The 25,409-nt window shown below is 57.4% G+C and carries 21 protein-coding genes and 3 pseudogenes; 15 read left to right on the top strand and 9 right to left on the bottom strand.

Annotated elements, in window-relative coordinates:
- Window positions 1–296: 296 nt before the first annotated feature.
- Both IB244_RS20910 and IB244_RS20905 read right to left on the bottom strand, forming a co-directional pair.
- Entirely contained in the window at window positions 297–1,523 is a 1,227-nt protein-coding gene (locus IB244_RS20910) for an HlyD family secretion protein (protein ID WP_029792538.1), read from the bottom strand.
- Between the two features lie 3 nt (window positions 1,524–1,526).
- On the bottom strand, window positions 1,527–1,958 hold the full coding sequence (locus tag IB244_RS20905) for a hypothetical protein (RefSeq protein ID WP_029792539.1): 432 nt from the start codon (window positions 1,956–1,958) through the stop codon (window positions 1,527–1,529).
- A 215-nt stretch (window positions 1,959–2,173) separates the two neighbouring features.
- On the opposite strand from IB244_RS20905, the gene IB244_RS20900 reads away from it, so the two are divergent.
- The 5 genes from IB244_RS20900 to IB244_RS20880 all read left to right on the top strand — a co-directional run bounded on the left by IB244_RS20900 (window position 2,174) and on the right by IB244_RS20880 (window position 4,890).
- On the top strand, window positions 2,174–2,497 hold the full coding sequence (locus IB244_RS20900; protein ID WP_029792540.1) for a hypothetical protein: 324 nt from the start codon (window positions 2,174–2,176) through the stop codon (window positions 2,495–2,497).
- A gap of 849 nt (window positions 2,498–3,346) precedes the next feature.
- Window positions 3,347–3,556, top strand: a complete 210-nt coding sequence (locus IB244_RS20895) for a cold-shock protein (RefSeq protein WP_018116770.1) — start codon at window positions 3,347–3,349, stop codon at window positions 3,554–3,556.
- A gap of 308 nt (window positions 3,557–3,864) precedes the next feature.
- On the top strand, window positions 3,865–4,056 hold the full coding sequence (locus IB244_RS20890; protein ID WP_192305407.1) for a hypothetical protein: 192 nt from the start codon (window positions 3,865–3,867) through the stop codon (window positions 4,054–4,056).
- Window positions 4,057–4,276: 220 nt separating this feature from the next.
- Window positions 4,277–4,561: a hypothetical protein gene (locus IB244_RS20885; protein ID WP_029792542.1), complete on the top strand. Its 285-nt coding sequence runs from the start codon at window positions 4,277–4,279 to the stop codon at window positions 4,559–4,561.
- Window positions 4,562–4,596: 35 nt separating this feature from the next.
- Complete coding sequence (locus IB244_RS20880) at window positions 4,597–4,890, top strand: YkgJ family cysteine cluster protein (RefSeq protein ID WP_169683802.1); 294 nt, start codon at window positions 4,597–4,599, stop codon at window positions 4,888–4,890.
- A gap of 439 nt (window positions 4,891–5,329) precedes the next feature.
- On the opposite strand, the gene IB244_RS20875 is transcribed toward IB244_RS20880, so the two are convergent.
- Complete coding sequence (locus tag IB244_RS20875) at window positions 5,330–6,370, bottom strand: fatty acid desaturase (RefSeq protein ID WP_029792543.1); 1,041 nt, start codon at window positions 6,368–6,370, stop codon at window positions 5,330–5,332.
- A gap of 751 nt (window positions 6,371–7,121) precedes the next feature.
- On the opposite strand from IB244_RS20875, the gene IB244_RS20870 reads away from it, so the two are divergent.
- On the top strand, window positions 7,122–7,355 hold the full coding sequence (locus tag IB244_RS20870; protein WP_029792545.1) for a hypothetical protein: 234 nt from the start codon (window positions 7,122–7,124) through the stop codon (window positions 7,353–7,355).
- A 63-nt stretch (window positions 7,356–7,418) separates the two neighbouring features.
- On the opposite strand, the pseudogene IB244_RS32390 reads toward IB244_RS20870, so the two are convergent.
- A pseudogene (locus IB244_RS32390) lies at window positions 7,419–7,570 on the bottom strand (DUF892 family protein); the annotation flags it as partial.
- Window positions 7,571–7,640: 70 nt separating this feature from the next.
- On the opposite strand from IB244_RS32390, the gene IB244_RS20865 reads away from it, so the two are divergent.
- Window positions 7,641–8,813: an IS110 family transposase gene (locus tag IB244_RS20865; RefSeq protein WP_029792547.1), complete on the top strand. Its 1,173-nt coding sequence runs from the start codon at window positions 7,641–7,643 to the stop codon at window positions 8,811–8,813.
- 959 nt (window positions 8,814–9,772) lie between these two features.
- On the opposite strand, the gene IB244_RS20860 is transcribed toward IB244_RS20865, so the two are convergent.
- From IB244_RS20860 to IB244_RS32385, 3 genes and pseudogenes are all read right to left on the bottom strand, one after another.
- Complete coding sequence (locus IB244_RS20860) at window positions 9,773–11,035, bottom strand: aminotransferase class V-fold PLP-dependent enzyme (protein ID WP_029792550.1); 1,263 nt, start codon at window positions 11,033–11,035, stop codon at window positions 9,773–9,775.
- Window positions 11,036–11,063: 28 nt separating this feature from the next.
- A complete protein-coding gene (gene adhP, locus IB244_RS20855) occupies window positions 11,064–12,089 on the bottom strand; it encodes an alcohol dehydrogenase AdhP (RefSeq protein ID WP_029792551.1) in 1,026 nt (341 codons plus the stop codon).
- A gap of 108 nt (window positions 12,090–12,197) precedes the next feature.
- Window positions 12,198–12,317, bottom strand: a pseudogene (locus IB244_RS32385) (DNA polymerase IV); the annotation flags it as partial.
- Window positions 12,318–12,413: 96 nt separating this feature from the next.
- Between IB244_RS32385 and IB244_RS33170 the strand changes: the two are divergent.
- The 4 genes and pseudogenes from IB244_RS33170 to IB244_RS20835 all read left to right on the top strand — a co-directional run.
- Window positions 12,414–12,581 (top strand): EAL domain-containing protein, encoded by a 168-nt coding sequence (locus tag IB244_RS33170; protein ID WP_348644149.1) that lies wholly within the window; start codon window positions 12,414–12,416, stop codon window positions 12,579–12,581.
- A 471-nt stretch (window positions 12,582–13,052) separates the two neighbouring features.
- The gene (locus tag IB244_RS20845; protein ID WP_029792764.1) at window positions 13,053–13,295 is read left to right on the top strand and encodes a DUF982 domain-containing protein; all 243 of its coding nucleotides are present in this window, start codon (window positions 13,053–13,055) and stop codon (window positions 13,293–13,295) included.
- 962 nt (window positions 13,296–14,257) lie between these two features.
- Window positions 14,258–14,527, top strand: a complete 270-nt coding sequence (locus IB244_RS20840; protein ID WP_246733811.1) for a hypothetical protein — start codon at window positions 14,258–14,260, stop codon at window positions 14,525–14,527.
- Between the two features lie 130 nt (window positions 14,528–14,657).
- A pseudogene (locus tag IB244_RS20835) lies at window positions 14,658–14,987 on the top strand (transposase); the annotation flags it as partial.
- Window positions 14,988–15,532: 545 nt separating this feature from the next.
- Here IB244_RS20835 and IB244_RS20830 read toward each other — a convergent pair.
- Window positions 15,533–15,907, bottom strand: a complete 375-nt coding sequence (locus IB244_RS20830; RefSeq protein WP_246733810.1) for a nodulation protein — start codon at window positions 15,905–15,907, stop codon at window positions 15,533–15,535.
- 357 nt (window positions 15,908–16,264) lie between these two features.
- Here IB244_RS20830 and IB244_RS20825 point away from each other — a divergent pair, with 357 nt between their 5' ends.
- Both IB244_RS20825 and IB244_RS32380 read left to right on the top strand, forming a co-directional pair.
- On the top strand, window positions 16,265–17,128 hold the full coding sequence (locus IB244_RS20825) for a hypothetical protein (protein ID WP_312867260.1): 864 nt from the start codon (window positions 16,265–16,267) through the stop codon (window positions 17,126–17,128).
- Between the two features lie 285 nt (window positions 17,129–17,413).
- Window positions 17,414–17,569: a hypothetical protein gene (locus tag IB244_RS32380; RefSeq protein WP_246733808.1), complete on the top strand. Its 156-nt coding sequence runs from the start codon at window positions 17,414–17,416 to the stop codon at window positions 17,567–17,569.
- Between the two features lie 334 nt (window positions 17,570–17,903).
- Here IB244_RS32380 and IB244_RS20815 read toward each other — a convergent pair whose 3' ends face one another.
- Window positions 17,904–18,230, bottom strand: coding sequence for a hypothetical protein (locus IB244_RS20815; RefSeq protein WP_029792586.1), 327 nt, complete (start codon window positions 18,228–18,230; stop codon window positions 17,904–17,906).
- A 480-nt stretch (window positions 18,231–18,710) separates the two neighbouring features.
- Between IB244_RS20815 and IB244_RS20810 the strand changes: the two genes are divergently transcribed.
- Window positions 18,711–18,953 (top strand): hypothetical protein, encoded by a 243-nt coding sequence (locus IB244_RS20810; protein WP_192305403.1) that lies wholly within the window; start codon window positions 18,711–18,713, stop codon window positions 18,951–18,953.
- A 202-nt stretch (window positions 18,954–19,155) separates the two neighbouring features.
- The gene (locus tag IB244_RS20805) at window positions 19,156–25,407 is read left to right on the top strand and encodes a HAMP domain-containing protein (protein WP_192241897.1); all 6,252 of its coding nucleotides are present in this window, start codon (window positions 19,156–19,158) and stop codon (window positions 25,405–25,407) included.
- Window positions 25,408–25,409 lie beyond the last annotated feature (2 nt).

The following is a 25,409-nucleotide window of genomic DNA, read 5'->3' as shown; positions in this document are numbered from 1 at the left end:
CCACTGAGGAAAGGAGTGCCGAGAGCCTTCGCTCGCCCGCTCCTGCCGCGGCCACACAGTTTGATTGTGCGCACTACCGGCGCCGCCTTGTCGGCGCATCGTTTAACGGTTTGTTCCTGCGGTTGATAATTCGGCTACGCTCTTGCCCGGTTCTTTAAATGCTCTCCAAGCCCGCCGGAGTTGGCCCATCCCAAGCTACAGGTCGAACGGATTCCTCGTCTGGCATCCTTAGCCGGGCGGCAGGCGGTCAGCAGCACCGCCGATTTTCTGCCGCTCCGGCATGGGATCGATGAGACTTAATGGCCCTGCAGGACAAGGGTCTGTACAGGCAGCAACAGGGCTTGCAGCCGTAATATCATCGCGTGGACGAGCCCGACAGTGTCCACGACATGCAGGAAGATCCAGCGCAAGGTGCCGATGTTCTTGTCGGCAAGCGCGTCGTGGTTATTCGTGTAGGCGTTGGCGATGCAACTGCTTCCCGGGGGAACGCCGTTGAGGCCGCCGGTAAAGAGTGGCTCCATGAAGACGGTCAGGGTCCCAGGCTGCGATACCTGCCGGACGTCGAGCAGTTGGTCTGTCGGCCGATATTGACCTGCGGCGATGACGTCCTGAACCTCGGTTACAACCATCGGAATGATGGTGAACGGCCGGCCGATGCAAGTCGCCTCGGCGATCATTCCCGTCTTCAACACCTGCGCCTCGATCTGCCCGAAGCCGGCGATCAGCACGTTTTTGCCCGCACTTTCTGGGACCAGGATGCCGGCGGGACGCAGCAGCGGGTTGACCACGTCGCCGCGACGCAGCGTAAATTGCTGCACCGTCCCGGTGACGCCGGCCCTGACGACGGTCTTGTCGAGATCGACCTGCGCCTGTTTTTCGGCCGCCTCAGCGCTCGCCTTTTGAGCCGGCAGAAGTTCTTCGATCTGCGTTTGCAAGGTCTGCTTTTTGGCGATGTCTGAATCGAGCGCACCCTTTCGACTGTCGATGTTGGTTTCAAGCCGCTCAACCTCGCGCCTGGCCACGGCGTCGTTCTTCAAGAGCTGCTTCTTCATCTCGTATTCGTCGACGGCCGTTTGGTAGTCTCCCTGGGCTTGCTTGATTTCGCCGTCGGCGCTTGCAAGCTCGCTCTGAGCCACTTTCATTGCGGCGTCGACTTCGGCAATCTTGCGCCTGGACGCATCGAGCGCGGCCTTCTGGGCGTCACTGTTGAGCCTGAACAGCGGGTCCCCGGCCTGGACCTTCTGGTTGATCCCGACATATACCTCTTCCACGCGCCCGCCTGTTTCCGGCAGAATTGTTACGGTGCGGAATATGGCGGTGACATTCGACGTCGATGGATGGAAGTAGAAGATCATGGTGATCAGCGAAATCGTCAGCAGGAGACAAGCAGAAATGCCCCAGCGCAGCTCGTACCACACGCTATAGAGTGTGATTTCGCGGCCGATCCGCTTTCCTTGGCCATAGCGTCGGTAGAGATAGTCTGGAACGATCGTCAGCAGGGAACACAGGATCAGTTCGAACATGGCTCAGTTGCCCTCTCCGTGGGAGTCCACCTTCGATTCTGACACGATCGGCTCTTCTCGAACCAGCGCTGGGTCTCCTGTCGACTGGACGTCACGACCGGACAGTTTCCCGAGCGACCGGGCAATGGAGTAGAGCGGTGTCGAGAAGTCCGGAAATTCGATGAAAGCCAGCAAGAGACCGGCAATCCAGAAAAGATGGTTGTGCGTGAACAACGAGATCAAACCCAGCACCGCCACGATTTCCAGCTGGATCTTGCTGGTCTTATGCGCCATTCGCTCTGGAAGCGCATGTAGCTGAAAATAGAGATTGCCAATAACGAGGACCATGACCAGGAGAAAGATAGCGACCGCCACGAAAAGATAGTCGGTCTGCCCAGGTGCGGTGATGAAGACTGGCAGGTGCTCAATCGCGGCAGGATGGATTTCTTGGTCCATGTCGGAAGTCCCATCGAAGGATCGTTGTTCCTGTCGTACCTGTAGAGACATAGCAAATTCCAGCGAGCTGAACAGGGAATTTTTCGATTACGACGGGCGGTGTTTCCCGGAACTTTCTGGCTGGTCTGTCCCTCGCGTTCGCAGACCACTCCAAGCGCATAGTGGCTCAGGAGCCAGCGGAGGTCTAAGATGTAGCGGGGGCAGGGGACGGAGCCATGAAATACTTTATAATGGTCGATTACGTGATCGAAGGCGTCTTTGACACCATGAGAGAGGCTCTTGCCGACGTCGAATGTCGCAAAGTCCTGGGCTACACGGCACGTATCAAATTGATACCGGAGGACACGCCGGAAGTCCGCGAGGAACTGGCTAAGGAGCAGAGGCGGCGATACGACGAGGCGGAGCAATTGGTGAATGGGCAGATCAAGACAGCGCAACGCCGAATCATGCAGCGTAGGGCACAAGCCAAGGCCAACAAGATCGGGCTCGGGTTTGGGATGTTTACCGGTGTCACCGTCCTGGTTTTCATTTTGCTTTAGACTGATAATAACTTTTCGATGATCGGCCGACTGAGCGCCGTCTTCCTCCACGCGGAGGTGCGCGGTTCGGCAGAAAAGCCGGTCGGGAGCAAAATTAGGGCTCTGTTGCAAGAATTCCGTTGATACCCGAACGAGTGCGGTCAATTTTCAGCGAGATTTTTGATGATGATTTGTTGTTTGCGGGTGCCGTCCTCTCACTCATCGCGGCGCTCGCAACCTTCCACGTCGAGATGCTTACGGCGGGTCAAAGTATGCTGCGCCAGATCGCCAGGGGCCAGCGTCGTAGACGATAACCGAGCGAAACGCGTCCGACCGTCAACTGTACTTCCCTCGAAATCGAGGTGACGGCCTAGGGCCGGCTGGCGGATGAATACCGTGCGGCGCACTTGGAATGATCGCCGATAGCGGCCAGAGCGAAAAAGCAAACCCCGGTATCGCCCGTCACACTCTCGACGCCGGATTTGGCCTGCGCCCCAACCAGGGGAGGTACAAGGGCACCCGAATTACGTCTTGGCCGAATTGCGCCGCATAGGCTTTGGCAGGAGCTGGATTGCGCTCCTTCAAGGAAATTCAGTGATCTCGTCGCAGCGTGGGATCAAAAAGCACGTCTACGTTTTCCTTTGAAGCCGCCGAAGGCTTTCGAACATCACAGAGAAATTGGGGGCGGGGTCACTCGTCTTGATTACGACGTATTGCTCATTATATATAGGGCATCGACTTTTGCTTTTTGAGCTTTGCTTTGCGTTATATGACGCAGCTGGCGAACCTTTTCTTACAGACATCGATCATTGACTGCCGACGGCTTTCGTCGGGCAGCAACTACTCGTGCGATTGAAAAGGATAATCGTCATGAACACAGGTATCGTTAAGTTTTTCAACACTACTAAAGGCTTCGGCTTTATCCAGCCTACGGACGGCAGCAAGGACATCTTCGTTCACATTTCCGCCGTCGAGCGCTCAGGGATGAGTTTCCTGTCTGAAGGCCAGAAGCTCAGCTTCGACGTCGTCGAGGATACCCGTTCGGGCAAGAGCGCCGCTGAAAACCTCCAAGCCGCCTAAAGAAACCATCGGTCTTTTGCCAGGGATCTACTGGCATCGACCGAACATTTCAAAAGTCGGAACTCCCTTCCTTTCCTCGTTTTCAGAGATAGTGATCGAATGAAAAAGACAAATGCCGACCAGCAAATCCAGCGGGCCCTCCGTCAGGTGAAGAACACCAGTGGCGGCGGTCACCTTGGCGGAACGAATTTCGGGCAATCGTACGATGCGAAGACATCATCTGCCAAAGGCAAGTCCGACGGTAGCCGTAGAAATTCCCGCAAAGCCTGATCGCCTGCTGGAGAGGTAGCCTTAATGGGAGTGAGATCATGACCATCACGAAAGACGCGTTTTTCAACCCTGCCAAACTTTCTGCCGACGCGAAAGCGACGCAGATGAATGCGACAGTTCGCAATATTCTCGAAGCCGAAGTGGCGGAACGCGACAAGAAAACGCAAAAGCTCAGGGCGCTCAGACTGGCGCAGCCTGTCGTAGAGCAGTCCAGAAAAAGTAAGACTTAGAACGCGGGCAGCCTAACCTTTCGCCTCCCTGACCACGGATGTACTGGCATGGAGATGAGATGGAAGCACAGTGGAGCCGGATTTATGTCCGGTTCCATGCTGCGGTTTAGGCACGCTAAAGCTAAGGGCGAAATTACAAGGATCTCGGAGCCAAGGAAATTAAAGGAGACCGTTTCTGATTACAAAAGAGAAATTCAGCGCAAATTCCCAAGCCATTTCGGTGGAGTTGACGCCGTCTCACGTTAAAGCCTTGAAGCTTGCGAAGGATGGCGACTTGCATTCCCAAGATGGCAAGTCCTGGACACATCTTAACGCTACCATCACTTTCGCGAAGTCAGACCGGTTCAAAGAGCGTCCAATCAAGGTGAAGTCGGTCACAACGGCGACGGTGGAGCGGCTTACGGAACTTGACCTCCTTCGCACTCTCGATCGATCCGATGGTGCGGCGCATTCGCCTCACGGAATTACCATGGCGGGCAAGCTTTGGCTTCTGAAGCACAAGTGAAGCACAGAAATCTCCCTCGCGCGACGAGGGCGAGCGTGGCGTTTATCGACGAAGTCGGTTGCCAAAGCTGCGGAGCGTGCTGCTCATACTCATCCGAGTGGCCCAGGTTCACCACGGAAGCCGATGACGATCTGGATTTGGTCCCCGGCTACTATGTGGCAGCTGACCAAGGCGGGATGCGCTGCGAAGGCTCGCGATGTTCCGCGCTGGCGGGTGAAGTAGGCATAAGCACGGCATGCCTTGTCTATGAAGTTCGGCCGGATGTTTGCCGAGCTTGTGTTCCTGGTGATGATGCTTGTCAGACCGCGCGGGCTAAATTTGGTTTCTAGCTGGCAGGTCTAAGGTTCTTTTCGCGATTAGCCTTAGACGTGCACCGGGCAATGGGCGACGGGGGCGCATTAACGGCGCGATACATTACATTTTTGAGATGTATCGAGGGGCAGCGCAGGTCAGGCGACGGAACCGGAGGCTAGTAGCCCTGCTATCGCGTGGAACTGGTGCTTCGCCATTCGGCGACATCCTCCTTTTGAACCCAGATTGTTTCTTCATCCCCAGCGCGACCATGCCCCAGCTTAAAGGTGACAACCTCGCCGAACGTTCGTCGGCCATTGGAGGGGTCATCATCGGCCAGGATCCTGACCCTTCCCAATTTCAATTTTCTGTCTGTAGATCAAAGGCTTACGCTCATATAACGAGGGGTCAGCCTTCGGTGCCACAATCTGACGGCTAAACTGCTCCGAACGCCAGATTGCTGTTTGACGAACGAGACTACTGTGGCTGACGCAGCTGCGCGGCGTCGCGAAACGAGATCAGGCGTCGCCTGTGCTCATCCCACAAAACCAGTTTTACACAGCGCAGGCTCTGCATCATGGTGATGCGGCCAATACCGGCCAATGCCGGGTGGTCTCTCAATACTTCCGGAAGCCTGTAATAGGGGACCCTACTCGACAGGTGGTGAACGTGATGGATACCGATGTTGCCCGTGATCCAGCGAAGAGCCAACGGCAGGTCGTAGTGCGATGCACCATGAAGGGCCGCATGTGGGAATTGCCATTCCGGTTCTCTCGACCAATGGGTTTCTTCAAACTGATGTTGCACGTAGAAGAGCCAGATGCCCGCGGTTGCGGCCAATAGGGCGACGGGCAGATGCACCAGCAGGAAGGGCAGGATTCCGATTGCCCATATCAATATCGTGGAGATGAGCGCGATCGCCAGATTTGTCGCCATGGTGGATATCCAAGGCAAGGAACCGGATCGCATCATGCCGAAGGGAAGCCGCTGCTTGAACAGGAACAGCCATGCGGGGCCGATGCCAAACATGATTGCCGGATGCCTATACAGGCGATAGCTGAGCCGACCGATCCAGGAACGGCGGTCATACTCCAACACCGTCAGCGTTGTTATATCGCCAACGCCGCGCCCCTCGAGATTTCCCGCCAAGGCATGATGCTCCGCATGCGCCCGGCGCCAGTAATCATAGGGCGTAAGCGTCAGGACGCCGATCACGCGGCCCGTCCAGTCGTCGATACGGCGACGCGCAAAGAAGGAGCCGTGGCCGCAATCGTGCTGGATCATGAACAAGCGAAGCAGAAAGGCGGCTGCGGGAACAATCAGAACGAGCCCGGCCCAGTAGCCGTAGTGAACCGCCGCCAAGGCACCAGCCCAGCAGAACGCAAATGGAATGGCCGTTACTGCAAGTTCGAAAACGCTGCGTCTGAGATGCGGCTGGCGATACATGGCGAGGATTTTGAGCCAAGCCTTTTCATCGGACAGGGGTGGGCTTTGATCGCGGTGGAGGGGCCTGGTCAAAGAATAGTTCCACCAATGGCAATGAATGAAGAGAAGGCAAGTGCTATCACAACGGCGGATTTGATGAGGAAAAGCGGGTAGTCGAAGCGATAGATTGGATGAAAAGAGCTCATCGCTGCTGGATCTCCTGAGGTTCGGAACGTTGTCGTAGGGACGCTCGCTTGATAATTGCTGCGCGGCCGCTTGGCGCGCTTCCTTTTGGCTTCATCTCTTGTGCTTGCAGCCCTGCAGGCGGCTTTTCGTGGCGTCCTTCATCTGATTGGCGAAGGTCGCCTCAACCCTCACCGGCGCGTTTTCCTGCTTGGGCTTCCGCGTCTCGCGGTTGCTTCGCAATTTGTCCTTTGGCCATTGGTTCGATCCTCTCAATTGAAATCGAGCTTTCCGCTTTTGTCATGAGGCGTGATCAGTGACATCACCGCCTTTCCTGAGACTTTTCCTATGCGGTATCGCAAATCCCGGCCTCGTATCGGGTTATCATCTTCGGCGCGTCGGAGGACGACGCGGTCGCGAAGCGGCGGTATGTCAAGGGATCTTTCTGCGGGCGCAGCGCTTGATGCGGCCTGAATAGCACCGATTGTCGTTGGTTGATAGAAGCTGGCGAGAAATATTATCGGGAGATAAAACTCACAGAAAATAATAATTGCGGTCAAATAACAGTAAGGGAATGTGACATAATTCGTGGGCCAAGGCGGACAGCCGGCGAAGTTGACACCGTTGCGCAGAAGCTTACTTTCTGCGCAAGGAGATGTTCATGGAAAAGCACGAAACTGGCTTCCGATTGATGTCGGAAGCTGTCCAAGCTTGGTACCGTTTCTACGCAGAGTCACCTGAAAATCATGCCTCCCAGGTCCTCTGCAACGCGGCGATCGACCTTTATCACGACGGATACCTGACGGTTGACGCCATCGCGGCCTCCCTCATCGGAACATACGTTGGGATCTGTTCGACGAAGGTGAACGCGCCGACGTCCGCATCGATTCACTAACGTCGTCGGTTCAAGCCCGACCAAATAGCGTTGGAACCAGCCATTCCATTCAAGCGCAAAGGCCGCCCGAGGACGGCCTTTGCGTCCTGCTTGCCGACTTTGAGCAAGCTGCATGAGCTTCTTGTCGGTGGCCTCTTCTTCGGCAAGAGGTGATTGCAGAAATGGCACGGCATCTTCAGACCGAGCTGGTCCGCCCATGCGATCAGAGTACTGTAGATGCTATGGGGGGAGCGGCGAGGGTGTGTCATCCTTCGGCGGTCGAAAAAACCAAAAGGAGCACCCTCATTGTCGGAATCATTTGACGCGACCCGGTCCCTCGCCGCCTTCGACCAGGATACTACGTTGGTCGTCGTGGTCGAGATGAGCCTATCGAAGTGGCTCGTCGCAGCGATTGTTCCAGGACTTGAGCGCCGGCCACTCAAGAAACTTGATGCTGATCCGGAGGAACTGCTGAAGCTGTTGCATAGCTGGCGGAACGAGGCCGAGCATTCGGGACAACTGATCAAGCGGATCACGGTTGCCTACGAGGCCGGACGCGACGGCTTCTGGCTGGCGCGCTGGCTGCAGGGCCGAGCCGTCGAGGCGCAGGTGATCCATCCCTCGAGCGTTGCGGTGTCGCGCGAACACCGGCGTGCCAAGACCGATCGTCTCGACACCGAGCTTTTGATGCGCGCCTTTCTTGGCTGGCTGCGCGGCGAGAAGCGCCACTGCAGTATGGCCGTGATTCCCACAGTCGATGAGGAGGACGCACGGCGGCCGAACCGCGAGCGGGACAGCCTGGTGCGCGAGCGATCGCGGATTGTGAACCGCATCAAGGCGACCCTCGCTCGCTTCGGCATTCGCGCCTTCAAACCCATTTTACGCAATGCCAACAAGCTGGACTCTCTGCGCATCGTGGACGGCACTTTGCTGCCAGAGAACACGCGCGCCGAACTGAGACGCAATTTTGCGCGAATGCGGTTGCTCTTCGAACAGATCCGCGAGATCGAACGCGAGCGCTTGCGCCGGCTCGCCACTGCTCCCACCGCACCTGCGGCAGAGCAAGGCGCGCATGCCATGGTGCGTCTCCTCGCGCGGGTCATCGGGGTCGGCATCGAGACGGCAGACATGCTGGTCCATGAGATTTTGTCGCGCGGCTTACGCGATCGAAGGGCCGTCGCCCGGTACGCGGGTCTCACCGGGGCGCCGGACGAGAGCGGCAAGCGCCGGCGCGAGAAGGGATTGGCCCGGGCCGGCAATGCGCGCGTTCGCTACGGCATGATCCTGCTGGCGTGGCGCTTTCTGCAATTCCAGAAGGACAGCGCCCTTGCCGAGTGGTTTACGGCCCGCACCGCCGATGGTCGCGGCGGCACGCGCAAGACAATGATCGTGGCGCTGGCGCGCAAACTGTTGATAGCCCTGTGGAGATTGGTCACGACTGGTGAGATTCCGAGCGGCTTCGTTTTGCGCGCTGCCTGACGCCAGAGGAGGGAGACAGCCGATCCGGCGGGCCGGAAAAGGTCTGCTGACAAGAATCCGAGGTGGTGGTGAACCCGATCACTCACATGGCTTCTCAAGCCGCGCTGTAGAATGGGCCCGCCGCCCCGGAGCTTCGCCCAATGATGCGTATGCCTGCATCATGGTTTGCGATCCGCGAGGATCAACCGCATACAAGCTTGTGGCGCATTTGCCGCGCCTGATGGCGAGCTCCCCTCGGAATTGCCTTGTTTGCTCAGGTCTCGCCCGACCCAAACGGCCTGCCGCCGTGCTCGCGACCGTCAAGGACAAGTCGCTGCGCGATGGAGTGCCTGGCGGCCCTCCACCCTTGACTGTCACTGCGCGCCGCGGCGATCGCGAAAATAGGTCGGGACGAGGAGATGGTCGCCAATCGGCCGAACAAGGAGATGATGAGAAAATGAAATAGGAGCAGGCTTGACAATGCCCCATACAAGCGAGCGATTTCGCAATGCTCGACGGCCTGCGCCGAAGAATTCGGGTCGGCGTCGAGAGCCGCGCTGACCGCCATTCCAACAGATTCGTTTCACTTGTCTATCGGTGGCGGCAGTCAATCTGACCTTGCCCACGGGCACCGCCGTCTGGGGAAGGTGATGACGCTGGGCCGGCTTTTGGCGAGTTCCACAAGAGAGCCTACGCCAGAAAGATTGATTTCCAGGTGTTCCCGTCGGTTGACTTGAGTGACGCCGGTTCGATTCCCTTCAAGACCGAGTACTAAGGTCGTGCGGAGCGAGCGCGATCGGCTAGCTGGAGCTAACCGACCCGCTGCCACCCGTTTTGCAGCACAGCGACTCTCATTAGGCCGCTTGCCAAACCTCGTTTAAAATGCGCGCTGCCAACGCCGCCTTGTCCTGTGGCAAAAACCGCCGTAGTGCTGCTGGATCATGTCCGGTGTACTGAGGGTAAGTAGATGCCGCTATCCGTCAGGTTTTTATAAGGTCACGCATCGAGGCTACTCCGTCGAGAGCACGTTGGATGTGGGCCTGTGTATTGTAAATGTGGGGGCAAAGTCGTAACCCGCCGCTGGAAGAGGCTGCTATCCCGAATTTTGAATAAAGGGTGTCGACCACCGTTTTTTGGTTTTGCTTCGGAACCTCTATCACAACAACCCCGCCGCTCATCGCCGGATTTTCCGGAGTGACAAGGGTAGCCCCGAGATCCTTTAATCCCTGCTTTAGTTGGCTCGCGAGTTCCGCTATGCGGGCTTCTACACGCCGCGGGCCGATCTGAGTGTGAATATCCGCAGTGTCCGCGATCGCTGCGATGGCTGCATCATCGCGTTGTCCGAGCGTTTCAAACTTCTTTGCGTTGTCGAGGTCGAGTTCGACCTTAATCTCTCCAGTGTAGCCGATCGTGTTTGGCCATATTCCGCCGGCGCGTCCTTTGCGCACATAGAGGATACCGACCTCCTTCGGACCCATGAACCACTTGTGCGCGCTGGCCGAGAAGGTGTCGCATCCCATGTCGTGGAGGTTGAGCGCTGACGCGCCCCAGCTCTGAGCCCCGTCGACATGACAATGAATGCCCTTCTCGCGAGCCATCACCACAATTTTCTTGGCCGGAAGCTTCAGTCCGCTCACGTTGGAGCATTCGGTGAAGCTGACGGCCTTCGTTCGGTCGGTGCAGGCCTTGGAGAACAGCTCGACGATTTGTTCGTCACTCTCGGGTAGTCGCGGCAATGCCACGCGCACGACCTTCAGGCCAAACCGCCTGGCCCGGATATCCCACGCCTCGTTGTTCGTGACGTGGTTCTGATCCCAAATGACTACCTCGTCTCCCGACTTGAAGTCGAGACCGTTGGTGATGACGCTGTTAGCCTCGGAGGTGTTTCGAACCAGGGCGATTTCATCCGGATCGGCTCCGATCTGGGCCGCGACCTTCATTCGGGAACTGGAGAGCCGGTCGTTGAACTGCGCCCGGTTATTCAACGAAACGTCGTAGTCCACGACGCGGGTCAATTCTGCCACCTTTGATGCCACAGACTCGAAGGACGGGCAAAGGTTCGCGCTGTTCATCGGAATTGCTGTGTCCGGGAAGATGAACTGGTGGCGGACGAGTTCCCAGTACATGTCCCCGCTGATCGTGTCTGCACGTGCCGCGGACATGAGCAGGTTTGATGTCGTCGCGACTGTGGCGGCTGCGCCTGCGAACTGCATAAGCGTGCGTCTGGTCATGGAGCCCTGCATTGCACTTCTCCTTGTGTTCGCTAACGGGCTACTGGAGGTCGATGACGACCCGGCCGTCGATCTTGCCTTCCTCCATGCGCGCGAAAATGTCGTTGATGTTCTCAAGCTTGTCCCAACTGAAGTGGGACGCCACCTTCCCGTCGGCGGCAAAGCCGATAGATTCCTCAAGGTCCTGGCGTGTGCCGACGATCGAGCCTCTCACCGTGATGCGTTTGAGAACCGTGTCGAAGACGGGAAGGCTGATCATGGACGGCGGCAGTCCGACGAGCGACATCGTCCCTTTGGAACGCAGCATGTGGAAAGCCTGCTCCATAGCCTCCGGAGACACAGCAGTCACCAACGCGCCATGCACCCCGCCGACTTCCTTTTGGACCCTGGCAACTGCATCGGGTTCCCGTGCATCGACCGTCACATCCGCCCCAAGTTGGCTCGCAAGAGTGAGCTTGCTTTCGGAAACGTCGACGGCAACGACGTGCATTCCCATCGCTTTTGCATATTGGACGGCCATGTGTCCAAGGCCACCGATGCCTGAGATCATTACCCACTCGCCAGGGTTCACTTCGGTTTCCTTGAGGCCCTTGTACACGGTAACGCCAGCACACAGGACCGGCGCTGCCGGGCCGAAATCGAGTTTGTCAGGGAGGATGCCGACAAAGTCGGGGTCCGCGAGGCCGTACTCGGCAAAGGAGCCATTGACAGAATAGCCCGTGTTCTGCTGGCTTCCGCACAACGTTTCCCAACCCGTCCGGCAATGAGAGCAGTATCCGCAAGCAGTATGGAGCCACGGAACGCCGACCCGGTCGCCCTCCTTCAACCGCTTCACCGAACGACCGGCCTTGGCGACATATCCAACGCCTTCGTGGCCTGGGATGAACGGTGGACTTGGTTTGACGGGCCAATCCCCACGAGCGGCGTGAAGATCGGTATGGCAGACGCCTGTCGCAGCGAAACGCACCAGTATCTGATCATCCGCAGGGTCTGGTATCGGCATTTGCTCAATAACCAGTGGCTTATTGAAATCGAGGACAACCGCTGCTTTCATCATGTTCGGCATGGTCTTCTCCCAACGATAGGACAGCGGCCGAAGGAGAGCACCACAAGACCTCTTATACAAGTAGCATCGTGTTTGTTACACGTATCGCAGGGTTGCCCAGGTTCGTTCGGACGGCATGGCGGAGTGGCCGTCGGATTTCCCGGCCTCGTAACTTGCCACTGCGACTACGCCGCGTGCCCCTGAGCCATCGACCGTGACTGGGGGCCGGCGACCGACAATCTCCGGTGACCAGCCGCCGAACGTCGGTGCTCAAGATCGACAGGTCCTTCGTAGATGCTATCGGCCGGAATGCCGCGACAAGCCTGGTGACACCTTATCATCGAGATGACCCATAGCCTGAAACTCAAGATGGTCGCGGAAGGGATCGAGACAGTGGAGCAGGTAACGAGCCTGCGTCATTCCGGCATTCAGTTCGGACAAGGTTGGCTATACTCAAAGGCCCTCCCGTTCGAAGAATTCATGGCATTTTATGAAAAGCGCAATGCCGGATAAAGGACGGTGAGGAGATAAGTCACACGCGGCCGGCGCGCCTCGGCAGTCGCCGTCCTCCTCGCCGAACAGGGCGGCGGGCGTGGCTCCAGAAGATCCGCAGTCCCTTGCAGCCCGCTTGCACCGGCACGACTAATGCCCTCTACCCGTCCGACCTCATTGGGCATTTCGGTCCTCGTGCACCAAATACCGATAAGGCGGATCGACGTCCGCTGCGGACGCCCTTGCCCCTTACGGCAACAACTCCCTACCGGAAGAGAACCGATCCTGAAAGCATCCAGGCGCAAGCCGCCGCAAATGTCGCCATAGAGCTTATGTCGTCGAATTCGACGCTCGCGCCCCGAGAGTTGCTGGAATTGCTCCTGCTTCGTCTTCCCGTGGAATAATGGGAACAACATGTCACGGGCGGGGTTTATAAAGAGTGACCGCGCTATCCATCAGTGCGTATCCCTGTAAAGCGGAATCGGAGACCTTGTGTCGACACCGGGTTGGCTGGTCTTAGTCGTTGAACGCAACCGCATGCTGCATACTGTTGCATCGGCAGAAGAAGCCCTTGATATGCTCTTTACGAATTGGCCGGTGACAAACGGCCTCGCCTTCTTCTCGGCAATGCAGGCCTGCGCTCCTACCGTGGCAGGCACTGCAACCCAGGGAGAAGCCCAGTCCGCATTCCTTGCGGCGGCGCTTGATGCAAGCGTAGTATTCCGGCTCGCCTAGGGCTGTAGCCTCGCAGCGTGTCCCGATCGCCTGCACCCGCCGGGGCTCTTTGTTGACGAACGCGGCTTCTACGCTAGCGAAGCTCTTGCGCCTGCTCTGGTGCGTCCTCTTAATTCCACCTCAAAGGCCCCGAAAATTCGCGGGGTTTCGTTCTGCCTTTGAGGAATGCCGGGCTATGCGAAGGGCCGAGAAGTACTATGATCGCCTTCTTGAATATAATGGAATCAAGACGTAGGCCGTGGGGCGCTCGTCGCTTTGTTGAAAGCTGCGCGGGGAAATTGGGCGGGGCAGATGGGGAAGTGGAAAGACCGGGTTATAGTTACGGCTATCGTCGCAGGCGCAGCTTATCTGGCATATTACGAATACCGCGCGGGGTACTTCACAAGACCACCGATGCCCGAGGGTGCATTTTCACTTTCCTACCCAAGCGGATTCCGTGCGATCATGGTTGATGTACCCAACGAGAGAGAAACTCGACGCTATTTGGGGCTGCCGTCGGACGTTCCATTCTATCTCAGCGACGCATGGTCGTTTTGCTATCCCCCTAGCAAGGAAGAACAAAAGCAAGTCGCCGTCACCTTGAAAGAGCGAAACCGGCCAGGTGAGAGAGCAGAGGCAGTTTGCAAAATAAAAGTGGATGGCAACCCTATCGTGCGGGGAGTGGTAACGTCGGTCCCTAGACCGTGACTTTGCGCCGCTACACTCAATTGGCCGAAGGATAGCGCCTTCCACTCGTCAGACCAAAGTCCAAACGAGATTCAGGCTTCAGTCTGATTTCTTCGGCGAATAATATCAGGCAATCTCTGGTTGATCCGAGTCGCACAGCCCGAGACCCGCGCGGCGAAAGATCAAGGGCTTTCCCGGTCCCGCCGACCAGGAAAGTCCTTTTGCGTACGAGCACAGTGTGGGCCGAGAAAACTAGTAGGTCTAATCGTGAGGGCGATGTCCATAGAACTATCGCGATGCTGGAGCTCTCGGGAGGCAAGCAACCGATGGGCATAGACCTGCAAATGGTTCCTGATTCCTCCACCATCAAACTCGCGCTGAAGACGTTGTGCCGCGAGAACGGTGTCGAGCGAGACCGAAGAGCAGTCGCTGAAATCGCGATTCTACTAACATCGCTGTGGCAACAAGGCACACGCGACGGAGAAGAACTCCTGCGCCTTGCTCGTGAAAAGCTCGCAGAGGCTGCAGCAAAACCCAATGGCGGCTCATACGATGCCCGTCGGTAGGCGCACGAGCGCGCGTTATGAGGTTGGCATCTCTGAACACCAACCCACGACTGTCGAGCCCTAATCGCAACTCTGGGCCAGGTCGCGCGAATCGCAAGGTTGCCTTTGTCCTGGCCGAGAGAGCGGCTTTTCCGCCACTTGGCAAAGATGCCGGGTTCACTTCATGCGCAATGCGCTGGCCCATGCCGGCAGGAGTGGCCGACGCGTGGTCTCCGCTTTCATTGCAACAGCTTTTGCCCAGGACACGCCCGAGGCCGCCAGCCAACAATGGCGCAACGTCGCCGATCAGATCAGGCCGAAAGTGCCGAAACTTGCTGGCCTCATGGATAGTGTGGAGGAAGATGTGCTCGTCTACATGACCTTTCCCAAGCAACACTGGACCAAGCTTCACAGCATGAACCCGATTGAGCGCCTCAATGGAGAGATCAAACGAAGGACCGAGGTGGTCGGTTCGGGACCCGTCCTTCGGCAACAAGATCGGCCGCGATATCGGTTTTTTTGACTGGGCTTTGGAAAGGGCTTCGCGGAGAATCTCGTTCTCCCATGGTTGCTCCCCATGATATGCTCTTGGCCGTTATGGGTTGCATGGAGAAAATCCGACGCTCTGACGCGCTTGAGCGTTATAGACCGGGACAATTTCCATAATTTCGACAGTCCGAAATCGATAGGTTACTCCGTAGGAAACTATGAACACAAATTCATCTTCGAAAGTTAGTCCGGTACAAGCGAAGTTACGCTCACCTTCACCTTCGCATATGGATACGACTAGCATGCAATTCCTCGTGAAAAACCGCGTGATGTGAGTCAATCAGCTTGGCGTTTGCGGCGGCTAGCGACAACGGAACTGTTATGCCTCGGCGTCGCAAAGAGCCTTTTGGTTAGAGTTAGCTTTCACGTCTTTCCCACAGATATTCGGGAACTGTGCACTAAATGGTTACGCGGGCGTATTTTACCTTATCAACACTGCGCAATGCCGTGCCCGCAGAGCAATCATCACATTCAAGGCTAAGCAGCGTTGCGGCGCTTTAGCGGCCACACCTTTGGAATTATCGGGAGGCCTTTTTCTGTGACCCCAGCCAACAACATGCGTGCTCGGCAGTGGTTAGGCCAAATGATAACCCGCTCGAGGTCTCGGACGACATCAGCTTCCAATTCAGCGACCATCGTCTCGTACTCCTCGATATAAAAGCGGTCAGCACCGTCACGCCGGAAGGCTTCCAGTGCGACGCAACCCTCATCGTAGGCTTCAATAAGATTGCAAAAAAACCGCCATGAGCTGGACGCGGGCAGTTTCTGGAGCAGTTGGCGTTGCGCAGGCAGCTTGAGCATCAACCGACGCAATCCAGATTGCGCGGTCGCACGGCAGCCGTCCTTCTCCATCCAATCGTTCTCCAATGGCGATCGTCTACCCAATAACAATGTAGCAACCGCGGGCCGCCACGGAAGTAAATTACGGTATGTTCTGTTTCCGTGCCCGTTCTAACCCCACCCGTGAATTAGCGGGGCTTTTTTTGGGTCATCTCAATAAAGTTAATTGCCATGTAATTACATGTCGATAAGCTGTCATTTATATATTCTTCTAGTTGTGCACTTGTCGAAAGGAGCCCGATGAGAAGTCAATCCGCAAGCGTACACTCGCACCCCTCTCCTGCCGAGGTCCGAGAACATCTGGATCGCATACTGTCGAGCCCAGACTTCATTCTCCCCGATCGCGGGCACAGGTTTTTGCAGTTCATCGTGAACGAGACACTCGAAGGACGCGCCGCCTATCTGAAGGCATTCACTATTGCAACCAGCGTTTTCGGACGCGACGCCTCATTCGATATGCAGAATGATCCTTGCGTACGAATGGCAGCACGCCAGCTTCGTAGTGCTCTTGAGCGGTACTATCTGACGAGCGGCTCAATGGATGAGGTACTGATTGCCGTTCCGGCTGGCGGTTACGTTCCAACTTTCGCAAAACGGGCGATTGAGGGTGGCACCAGGACTGAAGATGAAGCGCAAACGGTCTGTGCCGCAGGCGCGTCATTGCCCGAGAAGCCGCCAACCGAGCCGCCAAAGCGCGAAAGCAGATTGCCTCGTTGGATCATGATCACCGCTGGAATGATTGTACTTGCCGCCGTGGTGATGGCGTCGTTCACCGAAAGAAATAACACTACATCGAAGCAGCCAGTCATGGGCGGCGGCAGGGCAACGATTTTAGTCAAGCCCTTTGCGACCAACGAAGAAACGAGGGTCTCGAATGAAGTCCTGAGTGGGCTGAAAAATGAAATCGTCGTCAATCTCGTGAAGTCCAAAGAACTGGTCGTGATCACGGAGGGCGCAAAAACCAACGCCAATGAGGCCGACACGACATACACTCTGCAAGGCAGCATACGCCTGGAGGCTGATGATGTACGAACAATCGCACGCCTGGTCCGGGGGGCAGACGGTGCAGTCGTGTGGTCGAGCGACTATGACGTCAAGATTAAGGGCCGAAGTATTCTCGACGTCCAGATGGCGATTGCGCAATCAATCTCGGCGGCGGTTGCAGCCCCATTCGTTGCCGGTGCGGAGGGACCAGCAATGCCGAAGGTTGGGACCGGCAGCGTTCGAGATTGAGCCTCTTTTTCTCCAGAGCGCATGAGCCTCCGTCAGGCGTGGCAAGGTTTCGGTTCCGACCACACGGGCGAACGTCAATCCATCATCGCTATTATTAGCGTGTGGCAGCGGCAGTAAGACCCGCGAATATAAGTGAGTAGGTGAGGTTACGCCCGAGAGTTTTCAAAATAACTCCATTGCCCTCCGAACGGTTACTGCCCTTTTCCTGGGAAATCTTCGCCATCCTTGACGTTCTCCATTGGATGATACTTATCTATCGGCCAAGATTGTCTCTTGGAGATGATTTTGGCGGGAAAGCGCGCCGCCGCTGTTTCGCGCCTTGCCGCTCAGCAGCACATCGAAGCCGGCAAGCTGATCGAAGTCAACTTCTGCCGGGCGATTCGCGAGTTCCGACTCCTGAAACACAGGGAGCGGCACAACAGCAAGGCGCCTCAACGCTAGCCGAGATGTGCCGCTATTCGGCTCAAAGCTCATCCAGCGTGAGCACCGCGGCGTCGATGTGTGCCTCATCGAGGCTTTGAAACCCTCTCGCCGGTCATTAAAGGGTCCCACGACCTCGCTTACTACGGAGTGCCGAACCCAAGGCTGCGGCCCCCAGGTAATTCTTGTCCATCACAGCACATACTTGCCCAGTAGGTCGGCAAACACATGGTCGGCTCCTTCACTAAACGTTGCCAGACTATTCACCTTGACTTTGACTTAATAGGTCAATCAGAAATCCCTAAAGTAATGGCGAGGTTTGAAAACGTACCGTTCCCATCGGGAGAGCTCCAGCTCATCCGCCGACACCAGGAGGAGTATCGTTTTCCAGGAATTCCTTGTACTGGACAGTCTGGGTCACGTTGACGTCGATTGCGGCGGACGATTTTGCCATGAGCCGCACGCCCGGGCCCCCGTCGACGGATCCTTCGCCAAACACCATGACGCCTGCTGCAGCAATTGCATCGGCGATTGCCCGAACCGACGGGGTGTCAGGAAGGGGACCCTGTTGTGCTTCCATTCCATTGACGATCGCGACAGAAATTCCCGCAGCTTCAGCTAGGTCCTCCGGGCGCCATCGCAAGAGTGCTCGTGCTGCCCCTACTTGCTCACCTGAGATCATGCCAACCTCCGAAGTTGCGGGCGGTGGGCAACCGCGATCATGGACGGGCCTGGCCTCCGCCTGATCGTCCTTGCGCGATTGCCCATGCCTTACATCACGTCGTGGACTGATAAACCGCAGCCGGTGGCTATTGTTCCCGGGTCCAGCATCGGGGCGCCGCCAGGAAAATGGCGCCGATCCGGGCGCAACCCCGAGTTCCGCGGAACTTTGGACCGCCGCACGGGTTAGGCCCGAACCAGGCGTTTCCGCCAAGAGCTGATGATGAACGTTCAAGAGATCCGATCGAGGCGACCGCCAATTCGCCAGGCGAAAGAAAGACCAAGCGAAGAGCTGGCCGGCTTGCGATCATTCTGATCGTGGGGTGGGGCTCATGTTCTTCTTTCTCTACATTTGTATCGTTTCTTGGGCCGCGCTCGGCTCCAGCTAGAAACGCGCGCGGTATTGCCGCGCGTATGATCCGGATCACGAGAGTGGACGACTATGTCAGAGAAAATCCTTGCCGCGCCTGTCGATGACCTTGCCCGTCGCTTTGCGGCGATGATCGACGATGAACTGTTTGCTGTCATGGAACTGCTCGAAAAGGCAAGCGAGAACCCTCAGCAACCGGATCTCGATGATGTCCTGCCGAGAATTGCGCTGACGGAAAGCGAAATCGAGAAGCGGTATCCGGGGATGCTTCTGCTTCCCTATCGCAATTGGAAGCAGCAAAAGGCCGCTTCCTGATCAATCCCACCCCGAAATCTTTGTACCATAGCGTACGCTCAACGGCATCAGGTCAAGAAATACGCCTCCTTGGCGCCGATGCAGTCTATCGGTTTGATAGCGCACATAGAATTTCCTTTCCGCCGCGCTAGTTAAGCGCTGGTTTGAGGGAGGCTGTGTGGTGACCAGTTCAGGTGAACATAAGCGCGCGATCGATCCTGTAATCCATAATGTCCTTGCGGACGATGCGCCCTTGGCGGCGGAGGATTCCGCTGCGCTGCTCGATGTCCTTCTCTCAGCGCGAAGAGGTGACTTTTCCGTTCGCATGCGCTCGGATCTGACTGGTAAGACCGGCAAGATCGCTGATGCCCTCAATGACATCATCGCGGCAAATCAACGCCTGGCTCAACAGTTGGATCACGTCGGCGAGGTTGTCGGGTGGGAAGGCAGGACGAACACACGCGTGCGCCTTGGATTGTCGGATGGCTCGTGGGCGGCAATGGAAGGATCCATCAATCACCTCATTGATGATCTTTTGTGGCCAACCACTGCTGTCACCCACACTATAACGGCCATCGCCAAGGGCGACCTGTTGCAGACTGTTCCGCTCGATGTCGAGGGCCGTCCACTCAAGGGCGAGTTCCTTCGATCGGCCGACATCGTCAATACCATGATCAAGCAGTTGAGCCTCTTTACCTCCGAGGTCACGCGCGTGGCGCGCGAGGTCGGTACTGATGGAAAGCTGGGCGGGCAGGCGCAAGTGCCGGAGGTAACCGGCGTCTGGAAGGATCTGACCGAGAGCGTCAACTCCATGGCATCGAACCTGACGGCCCAGGTGCGCAACATTGCCGATGTCACAATCGCTGTCGCCAATGGCGATCTCTCAAAGAAGATCACAGTGGACGTCAGGGGCGAAATTCTGCAGCTGAAGGAAGCGATCAATACCATGGTCGATCAGTTGCGTTCCTTTGCCTCCGAGGTGACCCGTGTCGCACGTGAGGTCGGCACCGAAGGAAAGCTTGGTGGGCAGGCCCTGGTGCCGGGCGTCGCCGGGACCTGGAAGGACCTGACCGACAGCGTCAATGCAATGTGCGGCAACCTGACTGCGCAGGTCAGAAATATCGCCCAGGTGACCACAGCTGTGGCGCGTGGAGATCTTTCGCGCAAGATCACCGTTGACGTTTCGGGCGAGATCCTGGAGCTGAAGGAAACCATCAACACCATGGTGGATCAGCTGAACGGATTTGCCGGAGAAGTCACGCGCGTCGCGCGTGAAGTGGGAACCGAGGGCCGTCTTGGCGGCCAGGCGCAGGTGCATGGTGTCGCCGGGACCTGGAAGGATCTGACCGACAACGTCAATTCCATGGCCTCGAATCTGACTGCTCAGGTCCGAAACATCGCCGAGGTCTCGACGGCGATCGCAAGCGGCGACCTGTCGAAAAAGATCACGGTCACCGTTTCGGGCGAAATTCTCGAACTCAAGGAAACCATCAACACGATGGTCGACCAGCTTAACGCATTCGCCTCCGAAGTAACCCGTGTTGCGCGTGAGGTCGGAACCGAAGGGCGCCTTGGCGGACAGGCCAATGTCCGCGGTGCAGCTGGCACCTGGAAGGATCTGACCGAAAACGTCAACTCGATGGCCGGAAATCTCACCGCCCAGGTCCGAAACATCGCCGAGGTTTCAACTGCGATCGCCAATGGCGATCTGTCCAAAAAGATCACCGTCGACGTCAAGGGCGAGATTCTCGAACTTAAGGAAACGATCAACACGATGGTCGACCAGCTTAACGCGTTTGCCTCAGAAGTAACCCGCGTTGCAAGAGAGGTTGGTACCGAAGGCCGGCTCGGGGGCCAGGCCAATGTCCGCGACGTCGCAGGAACCTGGAAGGATCTGACAGATTCGGTCAACTCCATGGCATCGAACCTCACGGGCCAGGTGCGCAATATCGCTGAGGTGGCGACCGCCGTTGCCCAGGGCGACCTGTCGAAGAAAATCACCGTTCCGGTTTCCGGCGAGATTCTCGAGCTGAAGGAAACCTTGAATACCATGGTAGATCAGCTGAACGGGTTCGCCGGCGAAGTCACTCGTGTTGCGCGCGAGGTCGGAACGGAAGGAAGGCTCGGTGGCCAGGCAAATGTGCTTGGCGTTGCCGGTACCTGGAAAGACCTGACTGACAGTGTGAATTCCATGGCTGGCAACCTGACGGCGCAGGTGCGCAATATCGCCGAGGTCTCGACAGCGATCGCCAATGGCGATCTGTCGAAGAAGATTACCGTTTCCGTGTCCGGGGAAATCCTTGAACTAAAGGAAACCCTCAACACAATGGTCGATCAGCTGAACCGTTTCGCCTCGGAGGTCACGCGTGTCGCCCGTGAAGTGGGAACAGAGGGAAAACTCGGCGGACAGGCCCAGGTTCCAGGTGTCGCCGGCACCTGGAAAGATCTGACTGAGAACGTCAACTTCATGGCGTCGAATCTGACCGGTCAGGTGCGCAATATCGCCGAAGTCACAACCGCGGTCGCAAGAGGCGACCTGTCTCGCAAGATCACCGTCGACGTCAAGGGTGAGATCCTGGAGCTCAAGAACACCATCAACACGATGGTGGACCAGTTGAACGCCTTCGCCGGAGAGGTGACGCGTGTCGCGCGTGAAGTCGGAACCGAGGGCAAGCTCGGCGGACAGGCCCAGGTCGCGGGTGTCGCCGGCACCTGGAAGGACCTTACCGACAGCGTCAACTCCATGGCCGGGAATTTGACCGCCCAGGTTCGCAACATTGCCGAAGTTGCAACGGCGATCGCCAACGGTGATCTGTCGCGTAAGATTACGGTCGATGTTCGCGGCGAGATCCTGCTCCTCAAGGATACGCTCAACACTATGGTAGATCAGCTGCGCTCCTTTGCCGGCGAAGTTACGCGCGTGGCCCGCGAGGTGGGAACGGATGGCCGTCTTGGCGGCCAGGCCGTGGTGCCAGGTGTTGCTGGAACCTGGAAGGACCTTACCGACAACGTCAACCTTCTGGCAGCCAACCTGACCACCCAGGTCCGCAACATCGCCGAAGTGACGACTGCTGTCGCCCGCGGGGACCTGTCTCGCAAGATCACTGTCGATGTGAAGGGCGAAATCCTCGAACTCAAGAACACCATCAACACCATGGTGGACCAGCTGAATGCGTTTGCCGGCGAGGTGACGCGTGTGGCGCGCGAGGTCGGGACCGAAGGCAAGCTCGGCGGCCAGGCGCAGGTGCCTGGTGTCGCCGGCACCTGGAAGGACCTTACCGATACCGTCAACGTCATGGGGGCCAATCTCACCGAACAGGTCCGCGGCATCGTCAAGGTCGTGACAGCTGTGGCAAACGGTGACCTCAAGCAGAATTTGACCGTGGCTTCAAAAGGCGAGGTCGCTGCGCTGGCAGAAACGATCAACAATATGACGAACACCCTTGCGACCTTTGCCGATCAGGTGACGAGCGTTGCCCGCGAAGTCGGCGTCGAGGGCCGCCTTGGCGGCCAGGCGAATGTACCAGGCGCTGCTGGCACATGGAAGGATCTGACGGGCAACGTCAATCTCCTTGCCGCCAACCTGACAACACAGGTGCGCGCCATCGCAGAAGTGGCCACGGCCGTGACAAAGGGTGATTTGACGCGTTCGATCAAGGTCGACGCGCGAGGCGAGGTCGCCGAACTCAAGGACAATATCAACACGATGATCGACAACCTGCGTCTCACCACCGAGCGCAATACCGAGCAGGATTGGCTGAAGACGAACCTTGCACGCTTCACCAACATGCTGCAGGGTCAGCGCGACCTGACCGTGGTTGGAAAAATGCTGCTTTCGGAGTTGGCGCCGCTGGTCGGGGCGCATCAGGGGGTCATCTATCAGGTCGACGCAGAGACGGATCGTCCGGTCTTGTCGCTTCTTTCCGTTTATGCGCAGGGCCTGGAGACAGAACACCCGAAGCGGCTCGAATTGGGGCAGGGCCTTGTCGGGCAATGCGCCAGTGATGCAAGGGCAATCGTCATCACCGATTTGCCAAGCAACGTCGTTCCGATCAGTTCGGGTGTATTTTCAACATTGCCACGCAGCGCCGTGGTCCTTCCGGTTCATTTCGAGGGTCAGGTCAAAGCCGTCATTGAACTGGCCTCTGCCGGGACCTTCAGCGAGCTGCAACTGTCGTTCCTGGATCAATTGACGACCTCGATCGGTATTGTGCTCAACTCCATTGAGGCGACGATGCAGACGGAGGGCTTGCTCAAGCAATCGCAGCAGCTGGCGGGAGAACTTCAGACCCAGCAACGCGAATTGCAGCAGACAAACGAGCAGCTCGAACAAAAGGCACAGCAACTCGAGGAGCGAAACGTCGAGGTAGAAGGCAAGAACCAGGAGATCGAGCAGGCGCGCCGGGCGCTTGAAGAAAAGGCCACGGAGCTTGCCCTGACATCGAAATACAAGTCCGAGTTTCTCGCCAACATGTCGCATGAGTTGCGGACACCTCTCAACTCCATCCTGATCCTCGGCCAGCAGCTCGGTGACAATCCGGAAGGCAACCTTTCGGGCAAACAGGTCGAATTTGCAAAAACGATCCATGCTGCCGGTACCGATCTTTTGAACCTGATCAGCGATATTCTCGATCTGTCCAAGATCGAGTCGGGAACAGTATCGGTCGATGCGGAAGAGATAAGGATCAGCAGCCTTCTGGAAGCCATGGCGCGACCCTTCGGGCACGAAGCCGACAATCGAGGACTTTCTTTCGCCGTGGAGATTGCGGCAAACGTTTCCGACAGCATCATGACAGACGCTAAGCGGCTGCAGCAGATTCTGAAGAACCTCTTGTCGAACGCGTTCAAATTCACTGCCGAGGGTGGGGTGACACTGAAGGTCGCCATGGTCGAAAATGGCTGGTCGCCAGACCACCCATCCCTGAAAGCCGCGGCATCGGTGATCGCGTTTGAGGTGACGGATACCGGCATTGGCATTGCACTCGAAAAGCAGCGCATCATCTTTGAGGCATTCCAGCAGGCCGATGCGTCGACGAGCCGTAAGTACGGTGGCACGGGCCTTGGACTTGCCATCAGCCGTGAGCTCGCAAATTTGCTTGGCGGAGAAATTCAGCTTCGCAGCAATCCGGGAGCAGGCAGTGCATTCACGCTTTTCCTGCCGCTCACCTATGCCGGTTCAACGACGGCAAGGGTAGTGGCCGAAGGGACCAATGTCGTACAGCTTGCCGAGGTCGCGGCCGTTAGACGGGGCGACAAACCGGCTGAACGCTTGCTGGATGATCGTGAAGAAGTCGCGGCCACCGATTTGGTACTTCTCGTGGTCGAAGACGATCCCCATTACTCGCGTATCCTGATGGATCTTGCCCACGATCGTGGCTTCAAGGTTATCGTCGCCCAACGCGGCAGTGAAGCGCTGGCTTTGGCGCAGGAATATCAGCCGACGGCAATGTCGCTCGACATTTTCCTGCCTGACATGCTCGGCTGGAGTGTTCTCAGCCAGCTTAAGCAGAACGTCCAAACGCGGCACATCCCCGTTCAGATTGTCAGTCTCGACGACGACAGGCAGCATGGGTTGACACGGGGTGCCTTTGCATTCCTCAAAAAGCCGGCCACGTCGGAGGGGCTTGGCGAGGCCCTATCGCGGCTGAAAACCTATGCGCAGTCACGGCGTCGGCGACTGCTCGTCGTCGACGACAACGAGGCCGAGCGCGCAAGCGTAGCAGCGCTCCTCGGCCATGACGATATCGAGATTGAAAGCGTCGGGTCAGGTGGCGACGCCCTGGCTTCCCTGAAGCGTGATCCGGCCGATTGTGTCGTTCTCGATCTCACCCTGCCCGACATGTCCGGCTTTGACGTCCTCGAGAAGATGCACGCTGATGGCGATATCGCCGAAGTTCCCGTGGTTGTCTTCACCGGTCGGGAACTGTCTCCCGACGACGACAGCCGTTTGCACAGCATGGCGCGCAGCGTCGTCGTCAAGGGCGTTGAATCGCCCGAACGGCTGTTGGACGAAACGGCGCTCTTCCTGCACCGCGTCGTTGCTGACTTACCGACCGAAAAGCAGAGGATGCTCCAGCAGCTCCATAGTTCAGACGAAAGTCTGGTTGGCGAGACGGTGCTGCTTGTTGATGACGACGCGCGGAACATCTTTGCTCTCAGCAGTGTTCTCGAGCGCCGAGGCATGAAGGTTCTGACGGCAACCACCGGAAGCGAGGCGATCGAGATTCTGGAAAGGGAAGCGTTGGTTGCCATCGTTTTGATGGACATCATGATGCCTGGCATGGACGGTTACGAAACAATGATGGCGATACGTGCCAGGCCGGGCTTCCAGAGGCTGCCGATCCTGGCGCTGACCGCAAAGGCGATGAAGGGCGACCGTGAAAAATGTCTGGAGGCCGGCGCCTCCGACTACCTGGCAAAGCCGGTCAATACCGAGCAATTGCTGTCTGCTTTGCGCATGTGGCTGCATCGGTGAGG

The sequence above is a fragment of the Rhizobium sp. RHZ02 genome (genome assembly GCF_014851575.1).
Taxonomy (GTDB): domain Bacteria; phylum Pseudomonadota; class Alphaproteobacteria; order Rhizobiales; family Rhizobiaceae; genus Rhizobium; species Rhizobium altiplani.
The sequence above is the reverse complement of the archived record's forward strand: the minus strand, read 5'-3'. Positions and strand labels throughout refer to the sequence as shown.

Coding starts and splice junctions, on each gene's coding strand:
- IB244_RS20910 (WP_029792538.1), bottom strand. CDS start 1,523: ATGTTCGAACTGATCCTGTGTTCCCTGCTGACGATCGTTCCAGACTAT.
- IB244_RS20905 (WP_029792539.1), bottom strand. CDS start 1,958: ATGGACCAAGAAATCCATCCTGCCGCGATTGAGCACCTGCCAGTCTTC.
- IB244_RS20900 (WP_029792540.1), top strand. CDS start 2,174: ATGAAATACTTTATAATGGTCGATTACGTGATCGAAGGCGTCTTTGAC.
- IB244_RS20895 (WP_018116770.1), top strand. CDS start 3,347: ATGAACACAGGTATCGTTAAGTTTTTCAACACTACTAAAGGCTTCGGC.
- IB244_RS20890 (WP_192305407.1), top strand. CDS start 3,865: ATGACCATCACGAAAGACGCGTTTTTCAACCCTGCCAAACTTTCTGCC.
- IB244_RS20870 (WP_029792545.1), top strand. CDS start 7,122: ATGGAAAAGCACGAAACTGGCTTCCGATTGATGTCGGAAGCTGTCCAA.
- IB244_RS20860 (WP_029792550.1), bottom strand. CDS start 11,035: ATGCAGGGCTCCATGACCAGACGCACGCTTATGCAGTTCGCAGGCGCA.
- adhP (WP_029792551.1), bottom strand. CDS start 12,089: ATGCCGAACATGATGAAAGCAGCGGTTGTCCTCGATTTCAATAAGCCA.
- IB244_RS33170 (WP_348644149.1), top strand. CDS start 12,414: ATGACCCATAGCCTGAAACTCAAGATGGTCGCGGAAGGGATCGAGACA.
- IB244_RS20840 (WP_246733811.1), top strand. CDS start 14,258: ATGCTGGAGCTCTCGGGAGGCAAGCAACCGATGGGCATAGACCTGCAA.
- IB244_RS20830 (WP_246733810.1), bottom strand. CDS start 15,907: ATGGAGAAGGACGGCTGCCGTGCGACCGCGCAATCTGGATTGCGTCGG.
- IB244_RS20815 (WP_029792586.1), bottom strand. CDS start 18,230: ATGATCTCAGGTGAGCAAGTAGGGGCAGCACGAGCACTCTTGCGATGG.
- IB244_RS20810 (WP_192305403.1), top strand. CDS start 18,711: ATGTCAGAGAAAATCCTTGCCGCGCCTGTCGATGACCTTGCCCGTCGC.